This window comes from Photorhabdus viridis, from assembly GCF_040256935.1.
Classification (GTDB): Bacteria; Pseudomonadota; Gammaproteobacteria; order Enterobacterales; family Enterobacteriaceae; genus Photorhabdus; species Photorhabdus viridis.
Map to the genome: position 1 here is coordinate 30,843 of NZ_JBEJZY010000038.1, position 26,822 is coordinate 57,664.

Annotated in this window: 22 protein-coding genes and 3 pseudogenes; 17 read left to right on the plus strand and 8 right to left on the minus strand. The window is 41.0% G+C overall.

Going from position 1 to position 26,822, the window contains the following annotated elements:
- The first annotated feature begins 67 nt into the window (after positions 1-67).
- The 6 genes from eptB (at position 68) to fghA (ending at position 9,025) form a co-directional block, all read left to right on the plus strand.
- Complete coding sequence (gene eptB, locus ABR397_RS16345) at positions 68-1,732, plus strand: kdo(2)-lipid A phosphoethanolamine 7''-transferase (RefSeq protein WP_350306684.1); 1,665 nt, start codon at positions 68-70, stop codon at positions 1,730-1,732.
- Between the two features lie 240 nt (positions 1,733-1,972).
- The gene (locus ABR397_RS16350) at positions 1,973-4,498 is read left to right on the plus strand and encodes an AAA family ATPase (RefSeq protein ID WP_350306685.1); all 2,526 of its coding nucleotides are present in this window, start codon (positions 1,973-1,975) and stop codon (positions 4,496-4,498) included.
- On the plus strand, positions 4,495-6,312 hold the full coding sequence (locus ABR397_RS16355; protein ID WP_350306686.1) for a nuclease domain-containing protein: 1,818 nt from the start codon (positions 4,495-4,497) through the stop codon (positions 6,310-6,312). The genes ABR397_RS16350 and ABR397_RS16355 overlap by 4 nt, the downstream gene beginning before the upstream one ends.
- 207 nt (positions 6,313-6,519) lie before the next feature.
- On the plus strand, positions 6,520-6,852 hold the full coding sequence (locus ABR397_RS16360; RefSeq protein ID WP_350306687.1) for a hypothetical protein: 333 nt from the start codon (positions 6,520-6,522) through the stop codon (positions 6,850-6,852).
- A gap of 96 nt (positions 6,853-6,948) precedes the next feature.
- Positions 6,949-8,058, plus strand: coding sequence for an S-(hydroxymethyl)glutathione dehydrogenase/class III alcohol dehydrogenase (locus tag ABR397_RS16365; protein WP_350306688.1), 1,110 nt, complete (start codon positions 6,949-6,951; stop codon positions 8,056-8,058).
- A gap of 118 nt (positions 8,059-8,176) precedes the next feature.
- On the plus strand, positions 8,177-9,025 hold the full coding sequence (gene fghA, locus ABR397_RS16370; protein ID WP_350306689.1) for an S-formylglutathione hydrolase: 849 nt from the start codon (positions 8,177-8,179) through the stop codon (positions 9,023-9,025).
- Between the two features lie 323 nt (positions 9,026-9,348).
- Here the strand turns inward: fghA and ABR397_RS16375 are convergent, their stop codons facing one another.
- On the minus strand, positions 9,349-10,287 hold the full coding sequence (locus tag ABR397_RS16375; RefSeq protein WP_350306690.1) for an Rpn family recombination-promoting nuclease/putative transposase: 939 nt from the start codon (positions 10,285-10,287) through the stop codon (positions 9,349-9,351).
- A gap of 262 nt (positions 10,288-10,549) precedes the next feature.
- Between ABR397_RS16375 and ABR397_RS16380 the strand changes: the two genes are divergently transcribed.
- The 7 genes from ABR397_RS16380 to ABR397_RS16410 all read left to right on the plus strand — a co-directional run bounded on the left by ABR397_RS16380 (position 10,550) and on the right by ABR397_RS16410 (position 19,068).
- The gene (locus tag ABR397_RS16380; protein ID WP_350306691.1) at positions 10,550-11,278 is read left to right on the plus strand and encodes a DUF969 domain-containing protein; all 729 of its coding nucleotides are present in this window, start codon (positions 10,550-10,552) and stop codon (positions 11,276-11,278) included.
- Entirely contained in the window at positions 11,275-12,294 is a 1,020-nt protein-coding gene (locus ABR397_RS16385; RefSeq protein WP_350306704.1) for a DUF979 domain-containing protein, read from the plus strand. Before ABR397_RS16380 ends, ABR397_RS16385 begins: the two co-directional genes overlap by 4 nt.
- A gap of 94 nt (positions 12,295-12,388) precedes the next feature.
- Positions 12,389-13,159 carry a LamB/YcsF family protein gene (locus tag ABR397_RS16390; RefSeq protein WP_350306692.1) on the plus strand — a complete coding sequence of 257 codons (771 nt, stop codon included), beginning with the start codon at positions 12,389-12,391 and terminating at the stop codon, positions 13,157-13,159.
- 56 nt (positions 13,160-13,215) lie between these two features.
- Positions 13,216-14,829: a 5-oxoprolinase subunit B/C family protein gene (locus ABR397_RS16395; RefSeq protein WP_350306693.1), complete on the plus strand. Its 1,614-nt coding sequence runs from the start codon at positions 13,216-13,218 to the stop codon at positions 14,827-14,829.
- Positions 14,830-14,864: 35 nt separating this feature from the next.
- Entirely contained in the window at positions 14,865-16,619 is a 1,755-nt protein-coding gene (locus ABR397_RS16400; RefSeq protein WP_350306694.1) for an acetyl/propionyl/methylcrotonyl-CoA carboxylase subunit alpha, read from the plus strand.
- 1,046 nt (positions 16,620-17,665) lie between these two features.
- Positions 17,666-18,250: an RtcB family protein gene (locus tag ABR397_RS16405; protein WP_350306695.1), complete on the plus strand. Its 585-nt coding sequence runs from the start codon at positions 17,666-17,668 to the stop codon at positions 18,248-18,250.
- A gap of 5 nt (positions 18,251-18,255) precedes the next feature.
- The gene (locus ABR397_RS16410) at positions 18,256-19,068 is read left to right on the plus strand and encodes a nucleotidyltransferase domain-containing protein (RefSeq protein WP_350306696.1); all 813 of its coding nucleotides are present in this window, start codon (positions 18,256-18,258) and stop codon (positions 19,066-19,068) included.
- A 638-nt stretch (positions 19,069-19,706) separates the two neighbouring features.
- On the opposite strand, the gene ABR397_RS16415 is transcribed toward ABR397_RS16410, so the two are convergent.
- Positions 19,707-20,129 carry a cupin domain-containing protein gene (locus ABR397_RS16415; RefSeq protein ID WP_021324965.1) on the minus strand — a complete coding sequence of 141 codons (423 nt, stop codon included), beginning with the start codon at positions 20,127-20,129 and terminating at the stop codon, positions 19,707-19,709.
- Positions 20,130-20,574: 445 nt separating this feature from the next.
- Between ABR397_RS16415 and ABR397_RS16420 the strand changes: the two are divergent.
- Together ABR397_RS16420 and ABR397_RS16425 are read left to right on the plus strand one after the other, a co-directional pair.
- Positions 20,575-20,883 (plus strand): annotated as a pseudogene (locus ABR397_RS16420) (DUF5655 domain-containing protein); the annotation flags it as partial.
- 84 nt (positions 20,884-20,967) lie between these two features.
- Positions 20,968-21,255 carry a hypothetical protein gene (locus ABR397_RS16425; RefSeq protein WP_350306697.1) on the plus strand — a complete coding sequence of 96 codons (288 nt, stop codon included), beginning with the start codon at positions 20,968-20,970 and terminating at the stop codon, positions 21,253-21,255.
- 255 nt (positions 21,256-21,510) lie between these two features.
- Here ABR397_RS16425 and ABR397_RS16430 read toward each other — a convergent pair whose 3' ends face one another.
- Positions 21,511-22,755 carry a hypothetical protein gene (locus ABR397_RS16430; protein ID WP_350306698.1) on the minus strand — a complete coding sequence of 415 codons (1,245 nt, stop codon included), beginning with the start codon at positions 22,753-22,755 and terminating at the stop codon, positions 21,511-21,513.
- 234 nt (positions 22,756-22,989) lie between these two features.
- Positions 22,990-23,796, minus strand: coding sequence for a helix-turn-helix domain-containing protein (locus ABR397_RS16435; protein ID WP_350306699.1), 807 nt, complete (start codon positions 23,794-23,796; stop codon positions 22,990-22,992).
- Positions 23,797-23,840: 44 nt separating this feature from the next.
- Between ABR397_RS16435 and ABR397_RS16440 the strand changes: the two genes are divergently transcribed.
- A complete protein-coding gene (locus ABR397_RS16440; protein WP_350306700.1) occupies positions 23,841-24,140 on the plus strand; it encodes a hypothetical protein in 300 nt (99 codons plus the stop codon).
- 258 nt (positions 24,141-24,398) lie between these two features.
- Here ABR397_RS16440 and ABR397_RS16445 read toward each other — a convergent pair whose 3' ends face one another.
- The 4 genes and pseudogenes from ABR397_RS16445 to ABR397_RS16460 form a co-directional block, all read right to left on the minus strand.
- A complete protein-coding gene (locus ABR397_RS16445; protein WP_350306701.1) occupies positions 24,399-24,578 on the minus strand; it encodes a TatD family hydrolase in 180 nt (59 codons plus the stop codon).
- Positions 24,579-24,770: 192 nt separating this feature from the next.
- Positions 24,771-25,721: a nucleotidyl transferase AbiEii/AbiGii toxin family protein gene (locus tag ABR397_RS16450; RefSeq protein ID WP_350306702.1), complete on the minus strand. Its 951-nt coding sequence runs from the start codon at positions 25,719-25,721 to the stop codon at positions 24,771-24,773.
- Positions 25,714-26,109: a DUF6088 family protein gene (locus tag ABR397_RS16455; protein WP_042527235.1), complete on the minus strand. Its 396-nt coding sequence runs from the start codon at positions 26,107-26,109 to the stop codon at positions 25,714-25,716. The genes ABR397_RS16450 and ABR397_RS16455 overlap by 8 nt, the downstream gene beginning before the upstream one ends.
- Before the next feature lie 74 nt (positions 26,110-26,183).
- Positions 26,184-26,492: pseudogene (locus tag ABR397_RS16460) on the minus strand (DUF4942 domain-containing protein); the annotation flags it as partial.
- On the opposite strand from ABR397_RS16460, the pseudogene ABR397_RS16465 reads away from it, so the two are divergent.
- Positions 26,493-26,606 (plus strand): annotated as a pseudogene (locus ABR397_RS16465) (IS110 family transposase); the annotation flags it as partial. It lies immediately after the preceding pseudogene.
- Positions 26,607-26,822 lie beyond the last annotated feature (216 nt).

Here is a 26,822-nt window from a genome sequence, read left to right on the forward strand (position 1 = left end):
AAGTAATGAATGATCTACAAGTTTGCCTCATTTTTCAAACTAAGTTTACCAAGGTTTCCCTAAGCTAATGAAAAAAATAAAATCTCTGCCACATCCCATACAAGCTCTATTACTGGCGATCTATATCGGCATTTTTCTCAATCTATCGGTTTTTTATCGTCATTTTGAAGAGACTCATGTTGGCATTCACACTTCTAAGTTGGTTACCGGCAGCATTAAAGCTTTTACCATTGTCCTATTTACCTTTTTTCTGTTACGTCTTCTTTCTTTAGGCGGACGCTGGTTTTACCGTATTACTACCAGCTTATTAGTTCTTTTCTCGGTTGCCGCCAGCTATTACATGACCTTCTTTAATGTCGTTATTGGCTACGGCATTATTGCTTCAGTCTTGACTACAGATATTGATTTATCCGTTGAAGTTGTTGGTTACAACTTTATCATCTGGCTAATTTTGCTCAGTATCTTGCCACTACTGCTTATCTGGTCGGGTAATTTACGCAATACTCTGCTTGAACAACTGCGAACGCCCGGCCAGCGAATAAAATCACTGGCAGTCATGCTAATGGCTGCATTACTGGTATGGGTTCCGCTGGACTGGGTGAACACTCAGCAAAAAACTAACGACGCGCTCAATAATATCGATATGCCAAGCTATGGCGGTGTGATTGCGCACTCTTACTTACCTTCTAACTGGCTAACTGCGCTAGGGTTATATATTACGACTGCGACAGATGAATATCTGAATCAGAATGAACTGTTTGATCCGACACAAAAGTTCACTTATGTCGCTCCACAAGACATTAATGATACCTACGTGATATTTATCATTGGTGAAACTGCGCGTTGGGATCATATGGGAATATTGGGATATGAGCGCGATACAACCCCACTTCTGAGCAAAGAACCGAACCTGATCGAATTTCGTGGTGAATCCTGCGACACTGCCACCAAACTTTCCCTGCGCTGTATGTTTGTACGCGAAGGGGGCACCAAAAATAACGACCAGCGCACACTAAAAGAACAAAACATATTCTCAGTTATGCATAAATTGGGATTCAGCTCAGAACTTTTCTCAATGCAAAGTGAAGTTTGGTTTTATAACAAGACCGAAGTGGACAATTTTGCTTTCCGTGAACTGATCGCCTCTGAGAGCCGCAACGATGGCAAGCCTGTTGACGATATGATGTTAATTAATGAATTAAAAGAATCACTGGAACATCATCCAAACGGCAAACATCTGGTCATCTTGCATACTAAAGGCTCTCACTATCTATATTCACAACGTTATCCGCGCAGCTTTGCTAAATATCAGCCGGAATGCATGAACGTCGATGATGACTGTAGCAAAGAACAGCTTATCAACGCATTTGATAACAGCATTTTATACACCGATTACTTTATTAAAAACGTCATTGACCAGGTACAGGATAAAAAAGCGCTGGTATTTTACACCTCAGACCACGGTGAATCGATCGACGATGATTACCATCTGCACGGCACACCACGTCATATAGCGCCTCCGGAACAATTCCGTGTGCCATTGATAGTTTGGGCGTCAGATAAATTCCTGGATGCCCCAAATAATGCTCAGGCTTTTGAAAACCTCAGAACACGGGCCAAAACAGGTAATATCTATCGCCATGTTGAGCTATATGACACCATTCTCGGTTGCCTCGGCTATACCTCACCGGACGGTGGAATTATGGCAAGTAATAATCTGTGCGGTGATTAAGAAACATTTCCAGTCCTGAAATGTATTGATACTTTCTTGTAAAATGAATGCCTAATTATTCCATTTTATACTTCAATGAATAATATAGGCATTCATTTTATCGATTGTAGTTAGATATTTTCAATAGATAAACTAAGAACTCAATAAATCAATTCAGATTAAATTAAATCATAGGTGAATATATTTTACGATATGTTATGATTCATTTTCAGACATATACTTAGGCCAACGAGAGACAAGATGCAAACAAACGAAAGAAAAGTACTATGCACTATAGAAAAAGGATATTCCTACGAAAGAGAAGATCAGCTAGGGAAACTCAGAGTGTATTTTGAGATTTTGAATAATGGTGAAATTGTACCAATTAATAAAGAAAGTTTATTTTGTGAAACTGAACAAGTTTTCGTGACTTCAGGGTATAGCGAATTACGTGAAAAGTATAGTTCCTCACTTTTTGCAGCAACATGCGTTCCAACAAACTTTGAGAAAAAAGAAGGGAACTGCCAATATATCACCAGAGCAAACTTTTGCGAAGAGATCAAAGGGCTTTTAGCCTGCCAAGTTTACGATCTTCCATTTCCTGATGTTAACGAAGCAGCTATTCTTTTAACAGAAAAACCCGTAACAAAAACAATCCTAATCCAAAATGACAGCTATATCTATGGGCCTTTCGATTATATTGATGAAATAGACCCAGCAACAAACCAACATATTTTACATTTAAAACCCATAAGTACGCCATTAAATAAAATCCAGCAATTTCATATTGGAAAAATAGGCATCCAGAAATGTATCGCATATTTATCACAAAATAATCATTCACATATGACTTTTCTATGCAATATAAAAAGAATATTTGAAAACATAGATGATACCATCGATTATATAACTAACGATCAAATCATTTCGACCTACGGGAATAGAATTGCACAAAACTCTGAGATAAGAAGTTTCAACAAAGGAACAATAGCACAAATTCGTAAGTGCTATACTTCCTCACAAGAATTCAGAACTTTCCCTGAGAGATTTAATAGGCTATTTCAAAGTTTAGAAATGGCAGAAAATTGGGATAATACCCGGAAAGATTTGATGGATAGTTTTCTTTCAATTGATAAAGGAAGAGAAATTTTAAAAAAATATATCGACGAAAATAAAGAAGAATATTTTCGGGAAGAGAAACAATCTTTTTTAAAGAAATTACAAGAAGATAAATTAAATCAGCAGCAAGCATTTAATGAATTAGTCAATAAAAAAGAGCAAATAAAAGCGGATATCCGCAAAATGCTGCGAACAAGAGAGCTGTTTCAATTCAATGGTGGTCAAATATCAACAATCACCATTACGGCAGAAGAAAGAAATAAGATTGAACAGAAACTATCTTCCCGGCGTAAAGAATTAGATACTCTAACCGCAGAAGTGAAAGTTTTAGAAGAAAAACATAGTCGTTTTAAAAAAATCGAAGACTTAAAAAATGAAATAGATGATCTGGAGCGTGAACGCGACAGATATAGAGACAGAAAAAGGCAGATGGAAGAACAGGTTGAGGATGTTGCGAAAAAACTGAGAGAAAGTAATGAAGTATTAACCAGCAGGTTAGTTCAGCTTAAACCCGATGTAGATGCTTTATGTGGTTTAAAGCCAAAAGCAGTATTTAGCTCATTAGATTATAATGTCATAACAAGAGAAATCTCAGCAACTGAAAGTGATGAAGATACCCGTGAAAATCTAATCAATAGCGTCCTTGATGCTTTAAATAATCGAGGCCGTAAAACAGATTATTATACCGTTGCGAATATTCTGACAACGATAGCACAATGTCAGTTTACATTATTTAGCGGATTACCTGGAACGGGGAAAACATCGCTGGCAAAAATACTCGCAGCCAGCCTGGGGCTACAAAATCGCTTATTAAATATTCCTGTTGCACGAGGTTGGACTTCATCAAGAGATGTATTAGGTTTCTATAATGCTTTATCCCAATCATTTATCCCTTCTGCTACTGGGTTGTTTGATTTAATTAGACATCTTCATTACGAAATGAAAGAAAAAATTGAATCAGCCGCCCCAGCTATTGTTTTACTTGATGAATTTAACCTTTCACAACCGGAACACTACTTCAGCCCATTCCTTGAAATGGCCGATCCTGAGTCTAAACGAATAATTTTAACCGGTAATCCCGAGGAGCAACATTTTCAGGTACCCACCTATTTACGTTTTTTAGGCACTATCAATCAGGACGAATCTGTTCAATCCCTTACTCCCAGGTTGTTAGACAGGGCTGCTATAATCAATTTTGATGATTTTGAACAAGACTATGATTTGAGTGTAGTAAAATCAGATATCCATAAAGATTTAAGCATTTCTCCAATTACTGGAAATAGATTCATTGATATTTTCCTTCCAAGATCTTTAGAAATGACACCAGATATTGAGCGAATTCTGCAATTAATCATCGAAACTTTGCGTGATGATAATCCAGAATTCGGAACTCCCATTATTGTTTCATATCGAAAAATAAAAGCTATTCGCTCATACCATAATGTGGCTGGCCCAATGATGTATATCGAAAGTAAATACAAAGCATTAGATTACGCTGTAGTTCAACATATATTACCTCTTTTAAATGGCTATGGACAGAATTTTGGTAATCGGTTAAATACCTTGTTAGATAATTTACCTGACGAAATGGAACGCTCACATAAACTGCTGAGAAGAATTATTAGCATCGGAAACCAAAATATGTTTTGTTATGGGGCTAATATATGATCCGTTGGGAAATGTTTATCAATTCAATTTCTGATGGAAACGTTGTTGATCTCAGAATCAACAACAAATATCAAATTACAGAATTAGATCATATTCTGTTTCAAGTTTCTTTATCGGAAGATGATATTGAGAAAAATAGCACTCCTATAATAATCATAGGAGATACGTCTCTAGAGTTAATTTTTTCTCACTATGAAAATAGCAACAAAATATATACGTCAATAGAACCATTGAGCTCACATCGTTCAAGGTATTTTTATAATTTCTTTGGGGAAATCCAAGTTTATCTTTATTTAGAAAACCAATATGATCCTATATATAGTGTTACCTTTGATATTCTGGCAAGACGAGAAAATGTCGCCTTAGCAAACATTATGTTAGAATATTTAACCGAAAATTTAGAGGATATTGTTTCCATTTGTTTTTCAAAAAGCAGGAAAACCACCTCATTCAATGAAGATAATATTTTTAATCTCAATAAATTAGAAATAATAAAAGAAACAGTTAACTATTTGACGCAACATTTTCCGTTATTTATTATAGAACATAAGCACACTTTAGAACCTAAATTAATTCTTTCAAAGCAAGGGCAACCAACCGGACCAGATTCAATTATGTGGGCGTTATACAATCTTGACCAGTTATCTCCTGCGAATAATGAAGACGCCAACATCTTCTATAATAATAGAGGATATTCTTTCAATGAACTTCCTAAAGAGACACTAAAAGAAAATACGAATACTTACGAAAACAAAGTCATCCACGCTTTTCTAAAACAAGCTAATCTCTTCCTGATAATGCTTAAAGAATCACTGACTTCTCCTAAAGATAAAATCCAATCTTTAGAAAAAAATGAATTTATCCAATTTAACCACACAATGTCAAAATATACATATTTAGCCTTAAAAAATAAATACAAAAAAATTGAAAACCTAATTAGCACTTTAGAAAAAACAAGATTATTGTTTAATAAAAAAATACCTTCAACAGCACCAATAGGTATCGTTCCTAAAGTCACACCTTATGTTGCTAAACATAACCATTACAGAAAAACCTTTTATCTTATTGAGCAGTACCACCATGCACCAACATCTTCTTTTATTGGCAAAGAACTTTTTTCTGGATTAAAAAACCTCTCAGCAATTTATGAAACTACTGTATTGATTTTATTACATGAAATTATTCAAGAAAGTTATAAAGTTCAGCTAATTGAACAAAGTTATAGACTTCATGCGGAAGAGTTACCTTTCGGCGGCGTCACAATAAAAAGACCAGAAAATGAAATTAATAATTATTTCTTATTTAAAAATGAAAAATATGACATTGAATTATTTTACGAAGCAAAAATTTTCCCTTTAAACGCCCATAGTAAAAAAGGTGATCTTGTTGATACAAGTAACAATACGGATTCTAATAAATATGGAAAACACCATTTTCACCCTGATTTTATCATGAAAGTAAACTCAAAAAGCTGGAAAAATCCACTAATTATAATACTTGATGCAAAATATAAAGATGCAAAAACAATAAAGGAGCATGATATTAATGAATTAACAAGGAAGTATTTATTTAATATACATCAGGTTAATGAAAATATGGCCTTAGGAATGTCTCCGGTAAAAATGCTTTTTATTCTATTCGCACATAATTCTGAAGAAACCGTTGTCAGATCAGTTGCCCCACAACATTGTATCAATGGTCAGTTTCCTGTCTTACCACAATCAATCGCTATTTCAGTTAAACCTAATGAAAAAAATATATTAATCGAACACTTTATTGCACTTAAAGAAATCATGGATAATAATAAAGACTAATTGTATGAATCTACCAATTGAAATTATTTTCAATCAAAACAATATAAGATAATTATGTCACTCCGAGAACACACATAACATTCATTTTCTCTGATTGTTTTAAGGTGTTATTTATTTTCATCTACTAAGATTTATTTTTAAATCTTGAACAATTTGTTTAGTTAAACATCTAAATATCATTAGTATTTTTCTGAAGAGGAAATTATTATGGAATATCAAAAAATTGGACAAATGAGCCTTAAAAACTCAGGCGGATTTGTTGCTAGAATCCAATTTAGTTATATTGATGCCAACAGTGAAAAATTTCTCAGTAAGCAAGGTGATGATATTACTCTTGGAGTAACAAAGACTATTGATCCAGGTGATCTTGGGGTTCCTGATGGGGCGATGGTTTATATGCATGTATTTGTAGTATGGGGGCGTGATAATGAAGCTCATCAGGTTTTTTCATACAAAAAAGGGAGTCAAGCGATTGCCAACTATATGATCAGTGGTACAACATTAAATAATGATCTTGGCTTGATCGATGTTATACAGTAGTACATGCAGGCCCTGCAAAAGCAGGGCCTTATAGGCTAAAGCTTTACTTTTTCTGCCTACGGTAAATCCTAGAGCGGTTATCCAATAAGGAGAAATATGAAATCACGAGCCGCTGTTGCATTCGGGCCGGGCCGCCCCCTTGAAATCGTTGAAATCGATGTTGCCCCACCCCAGGCCGGCGAAGTGCTGGTCAAAATCAGCCATACCGGTGTGTGTCATACCGATGCCTTCACCCTATCAGGGGATGATCCGGAGGGCATTTTTCCTGCTGTGCTCGGGCATGAAGGCGCAGGTGTAGTCGTTGAAGTTGGTGAAGGCGTCACCAGCGTCAAACCCGGCGACCACGTTATCCCCCTTTATACCGCAGAATGCGGAGAATGCCCGTTCTGCAAATCAGGAAAAACCAATCTGTGTGTGGCCGTACGGGCAACTCAAGGAAAAGGTGTCATGCCGGATGGCACAACCCGGTTTTCCTACCAAGGGCAGCCTATTTACCATTACATGGGATGCTCTACATTCAGCGAGTACACAGTCGTAGCCGAAGTATCACTGGCAAAAATCAACCCGGAAGCAAACCATCAAGAGGTATGTTTGCTGGGCTGCGGTGTCACAACCGGCATTGGCGCAGTGCACAATACCGCAAAAGTGCAACCTGGCGACTCTGTCGCTGTCTTTGGGCTCGGCGGCATTGGCCTTGCCGTGCTCCAGGGAGCCCGTCAGGCAAAAGCGGGCAGGATCATCGCCATCGATACAAATCCGGCAAAATTCGAACTGGCCAGACAGTTTGGGGCAACCGACTGCCTGAACCCGAATGATTACGATAAGCCTATTCAGCAGGTCATTATCGAGATGACGGACTGGGGCGTAGATCATACTTTCGAGTGTATTGGTAATGTTAATGTTATGCGTGCCGCGCTTGAAAGTGCACACCGTGGCTGGGGACAATCAGTGATTATTGGTGTGGCGGGCGCAGGACAGGAAATCTCAACCCGGCCATTCCAACTGGTCACTGGTCGTTCATGGCGAGGCACAGCCTTTGGTGGTGTTAAAGGCCGCAGTCAGTTGCCTAAAATGGTGGAAGAGGCAATGAAAGGTAAAATTGAGTTAAAGCCTTTTGTTACTCACACCTTACCGCTCGAGCGCATCAATGAAGCATTCGAACTGATGAATGAAGGAAAATCCATTCGCACAGTCATCCATTACTAAGCTGTTTTGCAGGAGTTAAAAACCGTGCTGTGACAGACGGTTTTTAACAAAACAGTAAACGATGGCCGGGTTTACCGTGAAATGAGTGAACCTGTAAGTTTTACAGAGAGGAAAAAGAATGGAAAGGATTGAACGCCACGCTTGTTTTGGGGGATGGCAGGATGTTTATCAGCACGAATCGGCCGTACTTGGCTGTGCCATGAATTTTGCTGTTTACCTTCCTCCTCAGGCTGAACATCAGAAATTACCGGTACTGTACTGGCTCTCAGGCTTAACATGCAATGAACAGAATTTCATCACTAAAGCAGGGGCTCAACGCTACGCTGCCGAACAGGGTATTATCCTTGTCGCCCCAGATACCAGCCCTCGCGGTGAGAGCGTTGCAGATGACAACGCTTATGATTTAGGTCAGGGCGCCGGTTTTTACCTCAACGCAACACAGGAACCTTGGGTGCCTCACTATCACATGTACGATTATGTGGTATCAGAGCTACCGACACTGATCGAAGCACACTTCCCGGTAACAGCCTCCCGGGCCATTAGTGGTCATTCTATGGGCGGTCATGGCGCACTGATGATCGCGCTACGCAATCCAGATCGTTACCACAGCATATCAGCCTTTTCACCGATTGTTGCCCCCTCTCAGGTTCCCTGGGGAGAAAAAGCTTTTCGCGCTTATCTGGGCGAAGTTCGTGACACATGGAAAGCCTATGATGCAATCGAGCTGCTGAGCAATAGCGCCAAGCCATTGCATATGTTAATTGATATCGGTACTGATGACCCGTTTCTGCAAGAACAGCTACGCCCTGAGCTGCTAAAAAATGTGTGCGAAAGCACTGGGCATTCCTACACGCTGAACCTGCGCACCGGCTATGATCATAGCTACTATTTTGTCGCTAGTTTTATCGGCGAGCATATCGCATATCATGCCAAGGCATTGAAGGGAACTTGTTCAGATAATCAATAAATTACATACGAATCCCTTAATATTTTTATGATTAAGGGGTTCCCAAACCAATATACTGAAGGTTACTCAGTCAACTTAACTAACCTCAGCTCTACTGTAAGAACAGAGATTTCAGAAGCACGTAAATTCAGACTCGTTCTTATCACTTAGAATATAAATGTGCTGCTATACGTTTCGTGCATTGACTCAAGCATTTTTATGTTCCAATCTTTGCGCTATTGTCATCAGTACCTCCTCATACCTCGGGGACTGTTCTGCCAGTCGCCGTAAGATCCTCTTTTAACACGGATCGTTGAATGCTGATTAAACACTCTCAGCGCGAGTTAGTGGCGTATTTGCTCAAGCTCGTTCTCGCTCAACCCGGTGGTTTTCATCACCGTTTCACGATCGATTCCGCTGTTCAGCAATGCATGAGCAATTTTTAAAGTTGCCTCTTGGCGCCCCTCCTGACGTCCCTCCTGATGCCCCTCCTGACGCCCTTCCTGACGCCCTTCCTGGCGTGCTTTATGTTCCAATCTTTGCGCTATTGTCATCAGTACCTCCTCATACCTCGGGGACTGTTCTGCCAGTCGCCGGATAAAACCCTCTGGATCGGCGGTATCTCCCGCCTGTAATAAGTAGTTTAGCACGCTTTTTAACTGTTCATCCGTATAATAATCATACGTCAGCAGTATGACCAACTCTTGCAGCAACTCCGCCATATCTCGCTGCCGGATATGCTTTTGCACCATTTCCAGTAACGCGACCCGTTTGTGCGTCAGGATCTCATCATCAGGAATGACCGTCACATCGACCAGCGGGAAGGAACTGGAATAGATTTCCTTCGCCAGGGCCGGATCATCGAAGCAGTCGAGCCAATTGGTACTCCAGGGATACGGCTGTATTTTCCCGTGATAGAACAACACCGGAATGACCAGCGGTAATTTTTCATGTCCCTGCTCCAAATGCCGTTGCATGGCTGAAATACCGTAGCGCATCAGCCGGAATGCCATCATTTTGTCCGGGGAACTCTGGTGTTCGATCACGCAATACACATAACCTTCACCCCGCGCCGTTTTCAATGAATACAAAATGTCGGAATAATGCGCACGCAGATTGTCTTCAATAAACGATCCTGATTCCAACCGCAATGTATCCAGATCACAAACTGCCCGTAATTTAGCAGGCAAATGTATCTCCAGAAAGTCTCTGGCAGTATCAATATGACTTAAAAACTGTTTAAAAACAGCATCATGTGGTGTTGATGTATTTTTTCTCTTCATCGGCGAATGGTAACATACTTTATTTTATATTGAAGGAATATTAAGCAAAAAGCCGAGCAGACTGCGATGTCTTGACTTTTCTTTGACAAAAAGTATGTTCAGCAAGACTGCACTTCTTACGCTTGTTCCCCTAGGAATAGCACTACTGGCAGACGCCGACCGTTCCAAAGGAAGGTGTTAGTCACGGTATAACTTCTCTACTACGCAAGAATGCAACCTATAACGGCACAACAGGTATTTTTATGTACAGAGGTAACACAACATGCAACAAATAGTGAATCTATGGCCGTTGATTGGCATCGCGGTCATTGTAGTCGGCTTTTTACTGAAGTTTAACCCCGTATTGGTCGTCATTGTCGCCGGAATCATCACGGGACTGGCGGCACATATGCCAATCACGAATATTCTGGAAAAATTAGGTTCCGGCTTCCTTAATACCCGAAATCTGCCATTGATCCTACTACTACCACTGGCAACTATTGGCCTTTTGGAGCGACACGGTTTAAAAGAGCAAGCTCAGACTTGGATTAGGAATATCAAAACAGCGACCGCCGGACGTCTGCTGATTGTCTATCTATTCATTCGTGAGGTAACAGCGGCTCTCGGTCTGACCAGCCTAGGTGGACATCCGCAAATGGTGCGTCCATTGCTGGCCCCGATGGTGGAAGGCGCGACGGAAAACCGCCACCATGATCTGCCTGACGATGTGCGCTATCGTCTGCGTGCTATGTCAGCAGCCACCGACAATGTTGGCCTTTTCTTCGGTGAAGATATCTTTGTCGCCTTTGGGGCAATCATCTTTATGCATAACTTTATGCTGGAGTCCGGCGGCATCCAAACAGAGCCACTGCATATCGCCATGTGGGGGATCCCTACCGCCATCTGCGCCTTCCTGATCCATGCTTTCCGTTTATCCCGCCTTGACCACCACATCGCGACTGAGCTGGCAGCCCTGAATGGCATGGACCAAAATAAAAGGAAGACAAGATAATGTTTCAACAACAGTATCTTTACTGGCTGGCTGGCGTGATCCTGTTGGCCGTAGCAGCAATGTCCTGGCGTGATCACACCAACCCCCGCCGCCTGACCACCAGCTTATTCTGGGCGCTATACGGAGTCGTGTTTCTGGTTGGTGACTGGACTTACCGTCTGATGGAGTTGTGGGCAGGCAGCGAAGCTAAGGCACAAAAAATGCTGAATATCAGTGTGGGGCTGATCGTCGTGTTGATGGCGCTGATAGCCGGTCTTGGTGGCGTGCGACTCGGCAGCTATCATCAGCGCACACCTCAGCAACGACAAGAAAGCGCCTCTCGCCTGGGCCATCGTATTTTCCTTCCCGCACTGGCGATTCCTATTGTCACTGTGATGGGAGTGCTATTATTTAACCATGTTCCTGGACTACAACAGGCATTATTCGGTACCGGCAACCATTCCACGCTGGTGACACTGTTTTCCATGACAGTAGGTTGTTTAACCGGATACGGCATTGCGTTGAAAATGACAAGTGAAAGCATCACTCAATCAACCCAAGAAGCACGCCGCTTACTGGATGCTATCGGCTGGGCGTTTATCCTGCCACAGATATTAGCTACGCTGGGACTCTTATTTACCGTAGCGGGCGTAGGTACCGCCATTTCTCACCTGACTGAAAACTACCTGGCAGTCGATAACAGATTTATCGCCGTCACGACATACGTGATCGGCATGGCGCTACTGACAATGGTGATGGGCAACGCTTTCGCCGCCTTCCCGATTGTTACCGCCGGGATCGGTATTCCAATTCTGGTACTGCAACACGGCGGTAATCCGGCGGTTATGGCAGCCATCGGCATGTTCTCAGGCTATTGCGGTACATTGATGACCCCAATGGCCGCAAATTTCAATATCGTTCCCGCCGCACTGCTGGAACTGCCAAATCGTAATGCGGTCATTAAAGCACAAATCCCCACCGGAACGGCGCTGTTGATTGCCAACGTTTTTCTTCTCTATTTTTTGATGCTTTTATAAGGGGATCACATGAAAACAGTTCTGATTACCGCGCAGGTAAACATCCCGAGTTTCTCACTGCATTTTTGAATATCATTTTATCGAGGGCAATTTCATGAAATTTATCGATTTAAACAGTGATCTTGGCGAAGGTTTTGGTCAGTGGAAAATGGGTGACGATAATGCCATGCTGAGCATTGTCACTAGTGCCAATGTGGCGTGTGGATTTCATGCTGGTGATCCTGCCGGGATTCTTCAAACCCTGAAAGCTGCCCATGAAAATCAGGTAGTTATTGGCGCCCATGTCTCCTACCCCGATCTTGTTGGATTTGGTCGCCGCAATATGGACATTTCCAGCAATGAACTGATCGCTGATGTTATTTACCAGATTGGCGCGCTGAAAGGTCTGGCAACAGCAGCAGGAACTACCGTGAGTTACGTTAAACCGCACGGCGCGCTGTATAACACCATTGCCAACGATGAACACCAGGCCCTTGCCGTTATTACAGCAATTCGTGAAGTGGATGACAACTTAGCGCTGGTTGGATTAGCCGGTTCAAGAATGTTGGATTTGGCGAAGGAAAAAGGCTTACGTACCGTTGCCGAAGCCTTTGCCGACAGAGCTTACACGCCACAAGGCACGCTGGTTTCCCGGCGGGAAAAAGGAGCGGTACTGCATGATACCAACGAGATCGCCCGACGTATGTTGCAATTGGTCACTGAAGGGGGCATTGATGCGATTGATGGCAGTTTTACACGCATTCAGGCGGACTCCATTTGTGTTCATGGCGACAGCCCCGGTGCGGTGGAAATGGCGCGTCAGGTGAAAATAACCCTGCAACAAGCCGGGATCACCGTACAGTCCTTTATTCAAACCAGTAAGTAATCATTAGCATCACGCGCCTTCTTACATATGCCGCTTATCATGCTCAGGAGTGCCTAGTGCGTTTTTTACCTGTTAATTTGAATGCCATTATTGTCGAACTTTGCGATCTGGATGAAACCCTGGCGTTATTTGATTCACTTAACGCCAGCCCAATTCCAGGCATAGAAGAAATTATTCCAGCGGCCAGAACACTTCTGATTCGATTTCGGCCCAGTGTCGTTTCCGCAGTCAAACTTACCAAGAAAATCAGTGGCAGCAGCCTGAATACACGGAATAAAACAACCGGGAAACTCGTTGAAATCCCAGTGCATTACAATGGTGAAGATCTGGTTGAAGTGGCTAAAATCCTTGGTATCACCACACAGGCAGTCATCAAACAACATACAGAAAGTGAATACACGGTTGCTTTTACCGGATTCGCCCCTGGATTTGCTTATTTAGTGGCAGACTCTGATCTTTTACGTGTTCCTCGCCGAATGACGCCAAGAGCCCGCATCCCAGCGGGATCGGTAGGGCTGGCAGGAGAATTCAGTGGAATATACCCACAAGCCAGTCCGGGAGGGTGGCAAATCATCGGCGCCACACCAGAACGCATGTGGGATCTCTCGCGTTATCCCCCTGCCCTGTTGCAACCGGGTTTTCGAGTACGTTTCAGAGATAAAGGCAAAGGCGTAACAATAGCCGTTACCCAACCGAAAAATCCTGTTGCTCACACAGAAGACGACATATCTTCACAGGTTAATAAACATTCATCACTGGAAATCTTATCAACCGGGATACAAACACTTTTTCAGGATTTAGGGCGTTCAGGTCAAGCGGGTTTAGGCATTTCCACTGCTGGCGCACTGGATAAAACAGCGCTGCGAAGTGCAAATCGTATCGTCGGCAATCCTTCGGATAACGCCTGTCTGGAAATTGCAGAAGGCGGATTAAGCTTCATCTCTCATGGCAACGTCATTATTACTGTCACAGGAGCGAGCTGCCCAATCACGGTCCAAACGGCATCTGGCCGGAGATTTCAGGTTGATGGCTACCAACCGGTTGATCTGAGTGATGGTGATAAAGTAACGCTGGGCACACCCAGAGCAGGAGTCCGTTGTTATTTGGCAGTCCGTGGCGGTTTTGCCAATAAACCGATTCTCTCCAGCCTATCTTACGATACGCTAGCGCACATCGGCCCCAAGCCCATCGCTACAGGAGATATTCTGGATATTCTTACTGTCACGCGGGGTTCCGCTGTATCAATGGACGAAAGCCCGGCCTTCAATATGCCTGCCGCTGATGATATCGTCACACTGGATATTATTCTGGGGCCACGTACCGACTGGTTCACCGCAGAAGCGCTATCCTTGTTACAAAGCCAGCTCTGGCTGGTCACACCACAATCCAACCGGGTAGGTATTCGCCTGAATGGAGACACACCGTTATCGCGTTTTAACCATGAAGAGTTACCCAGCGAGGGAACTTCCGCTGGCGCCATTCAAGTTCCCGCCAGTGGGCAACCGGTTCTGTTTTTGGCGGATCACCCTTTGACCGGCGGCTATCCCGTCATTGGTTCGGTTGCCAGTTACCATCTTGATCTGGCCGGACAAATTCCTGTCAATGCCCGTATCCACTTCAACCCAATCAGTGAATTTCAAGAAATAAAAGGGAGTGATTGCTGCTTATGAGTACTGCAATAACTTTGAATAATAAAGAAAACCACATGAAAAAAGTTTTGATCGCTAACCGCGGTGAAATTGCCGTCCGTATTATCCGAGCCTGCCGGGATTATGGCTTACACTCCATTGCCGTTTACGCTGATTCCGATATCAATGCGCAACATGTACAACTGGCTGATGAAGCTTATGGTCTGGGAGGAAACAGCCCCGCTGACACTTATCTTAATATTCCCCGCCTGCTGGATATTGCTAAACGTTCAGGTGCCAGCATGGTACATCCAGGTTATGGATTCCTGTCCGAACGGGCAGAATTCGCCCGCGCAGTCATTGATGCCGGGTTAATCTGGATTGGCCCGGAGCCAGAAGCAATTGATATTCTGGGGGACAAAGTCAAAGCGCGTAAAATTGCCCAACGCGTAGGCGCACCACTGGTTTCAGGGACAAAAGAACCGGTGAAAAACGCAGAGGAAGCGCTGACATTTGCTGAACAACATGGTCTGCCAATTGCAATCAAAGCGGCCTATGGAGGTGGTGGACGTGGCATGAAAGTCGCGTGGCATCTGGATGAGGTCACCGAACTCTATAATTCAGCCGTTCGTGAAGCAACCGCAGCCTTTGGACGTGGAGAATGCTTCGTTGAACAGTTTCTGGATAAACCTCGTCATATTGAAGCGCAAATCCTGGCTGATAAACACGGCAATGTAGTGGTACTTGGCACTCGTGATTGCTCACTGCAACGACGCCATCAAAAGTTGGTGGAAGAGGCGCCAGCCCCTTTTCTGACCGATAATCAGCGCCAGCGTATTCATCAGGCAGCACAGGATATTTGTACCGAAGCCCATTATACCGGAGCTGGTACGGTAGAGTTTTTGCTCAGTGCAGACGGAACTATTTCATTTTTGGAAGTAAATACTCGCTTGCAAGTCGAACATCCTGTAACCGAGGAAACCACAGGTATTGACATTGTGATAGAACAGTTCAGGATTGCTGAAAGTAAACCTTTATCATTGACAACAACGCCAGTTCCATCAGGGCACTCTTTTGAATTTCGCATTAACGCGGAAGATGCAGGTAAAGGATTTTTACCTACTCCGGGAACAGTGACCTTATTTTCCCCGCCTTCCGGCCCTGGAATAAGATTAGATTCCGGGGTTGTGGCCGGCTCCAACGTTCCCGCAACCTTCGATTCACTGATGGCTAAGTTGATCGTCACTGGAGCAACACGCCAACAAGCTATTGCCAGAGCACGGCGTGCATTACAGGAGTTCAATATTGAAGGCGTTGCATCGGTACTGCCTTTTCATCGGGCAGTAATAGAACATCCGGATTTTACTTCTGATAACACATTCAAGATTCATACACGTTGGATCGAAACCGACTTTATCAACGATGTGCAAATATCTCCGCGCCAGAAAAATCAGCATCAAGAAAAGGTAACACGCACTTTCATTGAAATCGATGGCCGCCGACACGAACTGGGGTTACCTGTCGAATTATTAAAAGGGCTTTCACTATCTGCTCTCGGGCAAGACGCTGTCACCAGGGACAAAGATAATGAAGCTGAGGACACAATGGCAGCAGCTAATCAGGTATCAGCCCCAATATCAGGCGTTTTACAATCTTGGTATGTACAGGAAGGTGATGAAGTTAAACAAGGTGATGTCATTGCTGTGATGGAAGCCATGAAGATGGAAACACAACTGACGGCACATCGTTCCGGGAAAATCGCAATCCATGCGGAAGAAAGCTCTTATCAACAAGCGGGAAATGTACTGGCGAGTATTAATGCTGGAAGTTAATCATGACACTGTCAGGTTAATTTCTAAGAAACTAACTTGACCTACACCCACATTGCCCAACAATCCATATTGTACGGAAATTATCCGTACAATATAGGAAAAGGGGAAAATTACTTTTATTCAATCAAAAAAATAAAACTCGTTTATTCTTACCCATGAAAACGATTTATCAAATTTTTTAAATTATATACTTTAATTAATAATAAACCTGTAAAAACACCAACAAGGCTATGAATATTAAGAATAATCAAAAGATAATTTATAATTACACAAATGATGATAAATAGGATGTATTTTATTTTTATGGTAATTCCAAACAAATAACCAGTGACAAACAGAATATAACTTGTGATTATTTTAATATATATTTAAACAATAATAAACCATTAATTTCCCATAAATTACCTACTATATAATATTAAACATTGAATTTCATCAACAGATAATATAAATATTATTCACAAAAAATCATCTCGCAACCAAAAAACAATTAACAAATTGATATAATTGAAAATTAAATTTAAGAAAATTAATAAAAACATTAAATTAAATTTATAACCTCAATTTAACCATAATAAAAATCAACTTACAAAGAGATAATAAACATAGCTTGATAAAAACCAAAAACATCATTCCACACAGTAATTAGTTATATATTCACTCACATCTTTATTAATAGAAAATAAAATAACCATTCAACGACAATATTGTATCATCACTTAGTGACTTTATATTTTGTTTGTAATCGTAACGACAGACAATTTAAACATCATTAATAAATTCACATATAATTTTTTACCATACCTTTTTATATAGATTGGCATCACAATTTCAATATTATTCAATAAAATAATTGCATTTTTCATTAAGCGCAATAATATATTAATAGTAGAGTAAAATTCTGATTTACAATATTTTTCAATGATTCATAAGGAAATTAATATGAAAGTAAATTTAGAAGCATTGATTAAAAAGGGGAAAATAGTACTTACTTTAAATTATAGTAGCAGTGATGGATAAAATGGGTAAATAACTAGGAGAACAATGTGAGAACAAACGATTACGAATTGATGACTGCACCAAACAGCGCACCCGTAAAAATGTGGACTCATGGCGTACCAGTAGAAGCAGATGCTCGTGAACAACGACTGAACACAGCAAAAATGCCTTTTATATTCAGCAAATTGCATGCTATCCGCCACGCTATTGAAATCGCCGTGCCACACGGCCGTATCGTAAACCATACCGGCCACGATAAAGGCTCCTGGCAAAAACCGCCAGAAACCACCGATCACCACGGGAGCATATTGCAGGCAGGCTTTAAACGCTTGACCGATAAATACCCAGAATTACTGAAAACCAATAACCATCAACATTTAGGCACACTAAGCACTGGTAACCACTTTATCGAACTATGCCTGGATGAATCCGACCGAATATGGGTGATGCTACACAACGGTTCACGTGGCGTAGGCAATGCCATTGGCAGCCTATTGACATGCCGTAAGGATAGCGACGTCATCGACGAAATTCCGATGACCTACAAAGACATTGAAGCGGTAATGGTCGCTCAGTCTTCACTGGTAGAAATCGTTCCCCCCCTGCGTCAAGTGGTTTGCGTAAAAGGATAATCACTATGAAAGAAAAATTTGGTGTCAGTGACACCATGAAACAACACATATGCCAAAAACTGGCGCAACTTGAGACGGAACAGCAAATACGAATACTTTATGCCTGCGAATCCGGTAGCCGCGGTTGGGGATTTGCCTCGACAAACAGTGATTACGATGTACGTTTTATCTATGTTCATACCCCATCATGGTACTTACGCGTTGACCCACCAAGGGATGTGATCGAAATACCGATCAACGACGCGCTGGATATTTGTGGCTGGGAACTGCGCAAAACCCTGGGATTGCTGAAACGAGCCAACCCGACACTGATGGAATGGACTGATTCACCGGTGGTCTACCATGAGGATGCAGAGTTTATGACAGCATTGCGCACCCTACTACCGGACTACTTTTCCAACAACAAAGCGCGGTATCACTATCTGTCAATGGCGAAGAAAAACTTCCGTGGTTATCTGCAAGGCGAAAAAATACGACTGAAAAAATATCTTTATGTACTGCGCCCATTGCTGGCTGTACGTTGGATAGAAGCCGGTAAAGGCGTACCACCAATGCGCTTCGACGTTCTGCTGGCAGAAACAGTTAAGGATGCAATTCTGATGCAAGAAATACAGACTCTACTTGCTATCAAACGTAACGCCGACGAAACAGATTATGGCCCACGTTTTAAACACATCCATGACTTTATCCGCCGCGAGCTGGATGATTCATTTACCCGCCGTGAGTTGAAAAAAGATGAAAAACTTCTCCCGGATACTAAACTGGATTTGCTTCTGATGCATACAGTACTTGGCAATAACAAAGAGCATGTATATTGAAAGAATGGCTGAAAAAGCTGTCTAATGACATAAGATCTCAACGACAAAGTTGAACGTTTACAACGGATTAGTAAAACAGATTTTGACACCCTTGTTAACCTACAGCCAGTAATTTGAATAAGTTACTGGCTGTCAGCATACTTGCAATGACGTCTATGAATCACACAATAACCGGTAGTTTATCCAGCAAGAAAAATAACCCGAACAGTATAATGATAATTTAAGGTAATTTAGCCGCCTGACGGCGTCATCCGATAGGTATTACCAGGTTCCAGAAATATACTAAATAGTTACCTTACACCTTTATTATTACAGCAAAACATTACCTCTAATATATTTTCCTATTTCATTCCTAGTAAATATAATGTTTCATAGGCTAGTACCGGCTCCCCTACATGAGATGCCATTATTATATTAATTGAAAATTTCACATTATCCTTTTATCATTCCAATTACTTTTCCTGAGTTATAATTATCTTCATAAATATAATATTAGATATTCTTCTCTGCCAGTTACCTTCAATTAATTAACTTATCTTTATTACCTAAAGCAATTTATAACCCACCTCTGGCAGAATATCACAGCATTCTCGCAATCCACCAAGCACTAGCTCATGTTTCATTCAATTTACCCCAAGTTAAACCTTTAATTCTTCTGGGGTCCCATCTCTATATGGCACCAGCGTCGTCCTATCTTGCGAATCAACCGCGCAATGATTATTACCAACAACAACCATGACCAAATCGCTGGTTGCCTTAATCGCGTGATCTATTTCCCCATTCACAAAATAACAAACTCCAGGCTCTATTTCATGCTTTTCACCGGCATAAATAACATAACCCGTTCCTGCGAGTACAAATAAGATATGATGCCCTAAGTGAGTATGATTTTGCATCCCTTCATTTTTACTGAAACGAATTAGATCAGCGCCAAAGCCATCAAACGAAACTAATCCCTCTCCCGTCCCCATACTATTAACCATTTTGTGATTTCTAGCCATTGTATCTACAACGAGATGCTCACCATTCCAGTGACAAAACCTATTTTTAATAAATTCCATATTGCCTTCCCCCTTTATCTCTACAAATAAAATTTTATTTTAAAGTAACTATCATCTCTATTCATTAATTGAAATAGCACTATCGACCTATCAAATAAAATAATATTCCCCAGTGATATTTCAATCACCACGAACAATATCGACAAATGAATTAACTGGTTATTAACAATATATCAAATAGAAATATGTAATTCCATAGCATTATTTTACAAAGATTCACATTGTGATAAGGGTCACTATAAAACTCTTATTTTAAATATAATTGTATAAAATAATTCCACTATAAAATAATCTCAATCAAAATTAAGATTAATTATATTATTAAGTCAGAACAACCATAACAATAATTAAACCAACCTTAGTTCTGCCTAAAAACAGCTATTCTTTTTTTTAATTAAAAAATATATACAACTAATCCAGCTGCCATTTTCAGGAAAAAACTTATTTATACACACAACTAAAAAGCTACGTAATCTCACTGGGTGATGAAGTTCAGTACAAAGAACTTAAATTGTACAGCGCGTTTCACCGGATCCGTAATTTTGTCTGCGCCACCGTTTACCCAATAACCGATCCCCACATTCGCATGTGGCTTAAGCTCAATCCGAACAACATTAATCTCGAAGAAGGGTTCAGCCGCGATGTAACCAATATCGGCCATTGGGGGACCGGCGATGTCGAGTTGCTCGTCCGTAATGAACACAATCTCAATAAGGCCAAAATCCTTATTGAACAGGCTTATCAGGAGAATTAATTTTGGTATCTAAAAGGCATCACAAGCGTCGGTGGTTCCGCCTCTCAACGTCCGAAAGACTTACTTTCACACATTCTTGAGCAGATGAATGATTTGTTTGGTGCAGAAACCACCGAAGGCGATAAGCTAACCTGGCTTTACGGCGCCGCAACTAAAGTTTCTGAGAATGAATCAGTTATGGCACAACTATTGAATAACAGCGTTGATCAAATCATGCATGGTGATTTCCCTCATGCGGTGGAAAATGCAGTTATTAAAAGTATGAGTGCCTTTGAAAAGCACTCACACGCGTATCTGTCAAATCCGAATATTACGCGTCTAGCGAACCAATTTATTTTTGAGGTTCTGATGAGAAGGTTGAAAGGGGAGTGATTCTTTCTTGGTCTGAACAAGCTTTTGCTTGAAATGGATATATACCCAAGAAACTTCAAGATTTCCTCTTTTACAGCACACGTCACCCACTTGAGTCCTGACCTGGACTACTTTTCGCCAGTAATCAACAGACTACTGAGCGAACAAACATCTTTAACCCATTGACTGAAAATATCATAATATTGCCGACGCGTATTCATTTGGATACTATTAATATTATAATCAAAAAAACTATGTAATATCTTTGAAAAAACTCTACAACACAGAATTATCTTTAAAATTACCGTTAGCATCTACAATTGTATCCCATTGCTTAAATTCATTACTCTCCATAACTACACATCCTTTTGTCATAGATTTAAAGTAATTAAGAATATAATTATTATTTCTAGGTGGAAACTCATCAAAACTTGCTTTTAATGTTTTTTTTCTTAAGTTTTCTATATACACCGGGCAAATGAGATTTCTTCCATTTAGAGAAAAAACATTAACTGCTTTGATGAAAAAATCCTTTCTTCCCTTAAAATAATATGTATTCCATATGGATTTAGGAAACAAATCTTTATAGTATTTATCTGAATTAACATTATAATAATGCGCTCGTTTATCTAATATTCCTATTTCACTAAAAGCACTAGACCCGATTAATAAAAGACTATTAGGCCAGAAAACAATAATAAAAAAAACAGAAATAACCACAGCAAAAATAATTTCTTTCAATATTTTTATATCAAATGACGATTTTTTACTCTTTGGATAAACTCTTGAATAATATATCAAAGCTGGAAATAATGAGAAAAAAGAACATAATGACAAAAATAAAAAAGCATATATAAAACCAGAGAGAGTAGTACCATTCATATTCATAACAATGAGTGATACTGGAAAAGTAATTAATGTAGCAGAAAGCAAACAAATTAAGGCAGTTATAATAACAGAACCAATTATTTTAATAACACGAACAATATTTTTATCAAAATATCCATATTCTGATTTTATTCTAGGAAACAGTATAGTAGCTAAAAATGACACGGAGAATGTACTCAGAAGAATTCGAAAAGTTTCCCCAGCAGAAAAAAATACCTTTTCTAAATAAACATACTCCTTTAAAAAATCCAAAAATGCATCGGATGAAAAAATAAAAAAAGAAGCCAACATAGAAATAGCACTAATATATGTTATTGATGGTATTCTCCTTGTACTACCTATATAACTCTTATCAACAAAAGAAGAGAATAATATCAGAATAAAACTTGGAAAAATAAGAATCATTGATATTAATATTGATATAATAAAGAAGGAAATTAATATATAAAATAGAGTTAGCTTATTATCCATAGAACTCATGAATAAATCTAATCTAGAAAAATGCTCTAAATACCCCCAAATGATGAAAACAGATAAAACTACATAAAGAGGCATAATTTTCAATGCATAAATTGCATATTTTTTCATCTCACTGAAAAAAGCACTAATATCAGACTCCGCTATTTCAGACATATTCACCTCAATGTAAAATGTTACTTTGATCAAAACATATCAAAATATCATAATGGTATATCTTAGATATAGGCAAACAGCCCGTAGGCCATGCCTATAGCATATTATTTAACTTAATGATTTTTATTAAGAATATTGGCAAGAGTTGGTTTTATACCAACACATTAAAACACTGCTTTTAAGAGCCATGCTGGGGATGAAAATACCCTCAGTGCTATAACCCCAAACCTAGCATTACTCTTCTTCCTCATCAGGTTCTAACACACTTAATACCACCTGCAACATAGCAACAGATCCTGCCCGAATGAATGCATCTTCACCATCCATATCAGTTATCACAAAACGTTCACTAGGTGCGGGGCCACTCTCGAACATATAAAAGATATGCCCTAACTGACCAACATCATACTCTTCATCTTCTGGCTCGTCAGGGTCTACACTCAGGCAAGCTGTCGGACCATCATTAATGAAAGTGATCCTTACATTCGAGTAATCCAATTCTTCTGATTCCGTGTCTTCTTTTACGTAAACATTACTTGGACCATCAAATAAGAACTGATGGAAAGCAATCTCGCTAATATTTAAAGCAATACGATGTTCATCAGAATCGAACACAAAAAACTGCACAACATCCTCATGCCCACTCTCTTGTAGGTAAGCATACATTCGACGCTTATCTGCATTACTTATCGACAAGACAAGGTAATCCTGGTGGCCTCTCAAATACAATTTCAGGGTCCAGACACATCCATCCATCTCTATGCCCTTGTCAGCCACGCCAGACAAGTCTTCATCGGAATAACGACCTGTCTGCTCAACTTTCTTACGAAATGCTGACACTGCTTTGTCTGCTCCCGGAAACACTACGTTTAATGATTTTCCCAGTGCGATGCAAATGGCCTGAGCTGTAGCAAGGCTGGCAGCAATTTTACCAGTCTCAATACGTTGGATCTGCTGCTGACTGGTATGAGCAAGCTCAGCAAGCTGCCTCTGAGTCATAGATAGCTGGGTGCGGTATTGCTTAATCTTATTCGGTGACATATACACGATCCTCTGTAGCTGTATTAAACACAGATTACACTTATATGCGTAAAAACACAAATATGAGTTTATTTGTCGCTATGTCATTAATATTCATGCAACAAATTGCCAAATTCAGAGTTTTCCCGACTTCAACCAAAGACTTCGCAGCCCAATCTTCGGCCCTACCACCACCAATACTGGCGGTAGGTCTTGATATATGCCGTAACTGTTTGATTGATATTATCTATTCAGAGAAGACAATGCCGTCTGCCGAAAACAATCATAAACATCCACCCAGAGCATTCTGCTGTTTTCAAAGACCGGCGGAATTACAAATTGCTGATAACACTTCTGATGGATAAGATGACTTCCAATGCTTACAGTTCAATCTTAAGTTCATCAACCTGAGAAACTTGGAACCGGGGATACTGGCAGCCATAGAGCTGAATGTCCTGTTCAATGGTTTGTTATACAAAACTATGCAACAATCCATTGCAGCATCGCCACCAATTTTTCGGCCTGAGTGCTGATAATCATCGTGCAGGGAAACACCTCAACCACCAGCCCTTTTCTTGTCAATTCCGTGACAAATGAATGGATATAACGCTGTTCTGCCGCTTCTAGTAAATCAGATCCATAAAATTACCTTCCATAATTTTGCCCATCTTATCTTCTGTTTTATTAAGAATTTTAGAAAGAGTTTTAACAGCATTATTAACATCCCAAGGCATTAACTCTCTCCCTCTTATTTTTGCAAAAGGGCCATCAGTTTCAGTAAGAATTCTATCTATAGGTATCAATCAGCAACATCCCTTCCTCTCTGAAAATTTAACATACCGGGTCCCACAGAGAACAATGCACCGATATCTATCGCTTCATCTAATACTAATGGTGCGAAGGCCGGACTCGCACATGATAAATAACCTTATGATTTATAGACGGTAAAAATTATAAACCTAATATTGTACCAACACTTGAGGATAACCCTTGCTCTATGCATCAAGTACATCTAATGCTGTTTGACGGAAACAATCATAGGCTTCTTCCCATGAAACGTGGCTTTCACCAAACACCATTGGCGCGAGAAACTGTTGATAGCGCTGCTTATAAACAAGATTACTCGCCAATTCTTCCAGCCCCATTTTTAGTTCTTCAACAGGCGATTCGCAGAATTCAGGATACTGAGCACCGTAACGTTCAATATCCTGCTCAATGCATTCCTGCACAAAGCGCTTCAAAACTGGAATATCAGCACCTTTCTCTCTAACAATACAAAAATTATCGTAGATATGACGCACCAGTGACTCATCCACTGCACGTTCCACATCACGCATACTTGCAGCCGTTCTGCGCATCATCGAGATCAGTTTTTCAGCCTGCGTGCTGCCGATAGTTGCGCAGGAGAAAGCCCTCACTGCTTCGCCCTTCTTTGTTAGATCCATTACTAATGAGCTAATAGCACGGTTTTCCGCAACCTCAAGCAAATCCGTTTCCATTAGTTCCAGTTTGATAAATGGCCTTAAACAGGGAATTTGTGCATATTCCTGCGGGTAGCGCACCGGAATTTCATTATAGCGATATTCATCACGAGTAACCTTTGGATACTCTTCATCCATGCGAAACGTACCTGAGGCTGCAATCGTTTCGATAATGGTCTGAATAATCCCCTTACGAATGTTTTTACGCTGACCTCTGGAATATTGCTGGGAAAAACCGGCGACAGGGACAAGCTTAATGTCCACGTCCTCCGACATCCTGTTCAAAGATATCCCCGCTTTTGACAATGCAGTTCCACCGGCAAAAACCAGTTGATGTGTGTCAAAGACCAGAGGCTGGAGCAGGCGCAATAACTCAACGATGTAATGATCTTTCTCTACAATTGCAACTGATTCAATGCCCAGAGCATCGGCGACGTCTGGAAATAGCTTTGTTAAATCATCCATTTAATTTACTGTTCCCTACTGACAACGTTCTCTTAAAACGTGGTGAGGTTTTGATTTCCAGTGACGCGGGAATCTGAGTGGATTTACCGCTATTATAGGCGCTTGTTGCACCTACCAGGCGGTAATCCACTTTTAGACGTTCCAACGCCTCAATCACTACCGCAGCAGAACCTCCGGGAGCAGCAGGCATCAGCTTACCGGTAATCGCATTTTGCCGCGCTTTGGTGTAGACGCCATAGCCTACTTTCAACAGCTGCCCTTCCTTCACCAGTTCACGCAGTGCTCTACCAATTTGGTCGTAGCCAGCAAGATCTTTGAAATCGTCACGAGTGAAAACATAACGCTTTGAGCGTTTCAGTCGTGACTGAATACGAGCTTTTGTGGTCATGTTATCCTCCTTTGATCATTTCTTCATCATAGCAAACATACGACATTTTTAACAGCAAACATACGACACTTAACTTAGCCTGCAGCTAACATCCCCGGGTAATACTTTACGATGATGTCATTCATCCTACCTATCAGCTCCGGGCGCTTGAACGTCAGATGCGCAGTTCCCTTCTGAAAGTAGCGAATGCTGAAGAAATCATCCTCGTAAACTTTCTTCGATGGGTTATCCCTAATATGTTCCATCAATCGGGTAGTGATATCACCACGGTTGTCAGGAACCAGTTTACCATCGAGCAGAAACAGCATTCTCTCCAGATCTGCTAACTAATCCCGCCGCCAGCCCGAGTTAAGACTGAAGCCCCAGCGACTATGGTTCACCATGTAGCAAAAGCCCCCGGTCCATGGATAACGGGACTCAAAACACGACGACCCGCGGCGGTGGCAAATAAACTAGCCCGGATAGTGTGGGCGATAGCTGCGCATCACCGCAGGTAAGACCGTGACTCGCTAAACCTGAATAGCCTGATGGGCATAAAACCCGCGAGGAAAATAAGGCGTGAGTCAGCGAATAACATAGGGGCTTGCAGCTGTTAGGCTACATAACCTGAGCTTCGCTTAAGGGAAGGGAACTAAAGTGCCTGAGGCACGAGCAAAGTTTTTGCTAAAGAAAACAAAATCATGGAGACCCTCAGGCATGGTTAATTTAGAAGA

Excerpts from the sequence above, each read along its gene's own strand:
- eptB (WP_350306684.1), top strand. The coding sequence starts at position 68 with ATGAAAAAAATAAAATCTCTGCCACATCCCATACAAGCTCTATTACTG.
- ABR397_RS16350 (WP_350306685.1), top strand. The coding sequence starts at position 1,973 with ATGCAAACAAACGAAAGAAAAGTACTATGCACTATAGAAAAAGGATAT.
- ABR397_RS16355 (WP_350306686.1), top strand. The coding sequence starts at position 4,495 with ATGATCCGTTGGGAAATGTTTATCAATTCAATTTCTGATGGAAACGTT.
- ABR397_RS16360 (WP_350306687.1), top strand. The coding sequence starts at position 6,520 with ATGGAATATCAAAAAATTGGACAAATGAGCCTTAAAAACTCAGGCGGA.
- ABR397_RS16365 (WP_350306688.1), top strand. The coding sequence starts at position 6,949 with ATGAAATCACGAGCCGCTGTTGCATTCGGGCCGGGCCGCCCCCTTGAA.
- fghA (WP_350306689.1), top strand. The coding sequence starts at position 8,177 with ATGGAAAGGATTGAACGCCACGCTTGTTTTGGGGGATGGCAGGATGTT.
- ABR397_RS16375 (WP_350306690.1), bottom strand. The coding sequence starts at position 10,287 with ATGAAGAGAAAAAATACATCAACACCACATGATGCTGTTTTTAAACAG.
- ABR397_RS16380 (WP_350306691.1), top strand. The coding sequence starts at position 10,550 with ATGCAACAAATAGTGAATCTATGGCCGTTGATTGGCATCGCGGTCATT.
- ABR397_RS16390 (WP_350306692.1), top strand. The coding sequence starts at position 12,389 with ATGAAATTTATCGATTTAAACAGTGATCTTGGCGAAGGTTTTGGTCAG.
- ABR397_RS16400 (WP_350306694.1), top strand. The coding sequence starts at position 14,865 with ATGAAAAAAGTTTTGATCGCTAACCGCGGTGAAATTGCCGTCCGTATT.
- ABR397_RS16410 (WP_350306696.1), top strand. The coding sequence starts at position 18,256 with ATGAAAGAAAAATTTGGTGTCAGTGACACCATGAAACAACACATATGC.
- ABR397_RS16415 (WP_021324965.1), bottom strand. The coding sequence starts at position 20,129 with ATGGAATTTATTAAAAATAGGTTTTGTCACTGGAATGGTGAGCATCTC.
- ABR397_RS16425 (WP_350306697.1), top strand. The coding sequence starts at position 20,968 with ATGAATGATTTGTTTGGTGCAGAAACCACCGAAGGCGATAAGCTAACC.
- ABR397_RS16430 (WP_350306698.1), bottom strand. The coding sequence starts at position 22,755 with ATGTCTGAAATAGCGGAGTCTGATATTAGTGCTTTTTTCAGTGAGATG.
- ABR397_RS16435 (WP_350306699.1), bottom strand. The coding sequence starts at position 23,796 with ATGTCACCGAATAAGATTAAGCAATACCGCACCCAGCTATCTATGACT.
- ABR397_RS16440 (WP_350306700.1), top strand. The coding sequence starts at position 23,841 with ATGCGTAAAAACACAAATATGAGTTTATTTGTCGCTATGTCATTAATA.
- ABR397_RS16450 (WP_350306702.1), bottom strand. The coding sequence starts at position 25,721 with ATGGATGATTTAACAAAGCTATTTCCAGACGTCGCCGATGCTCTGGGC.
- ABR397_RS16455 (WP_042527235.1), bottom strand. The coding sequence starts at position 26,109 with ATGACCACAAAAGCTCGTATTCAGTCACGACTGAAACGCTCAAAGCGT.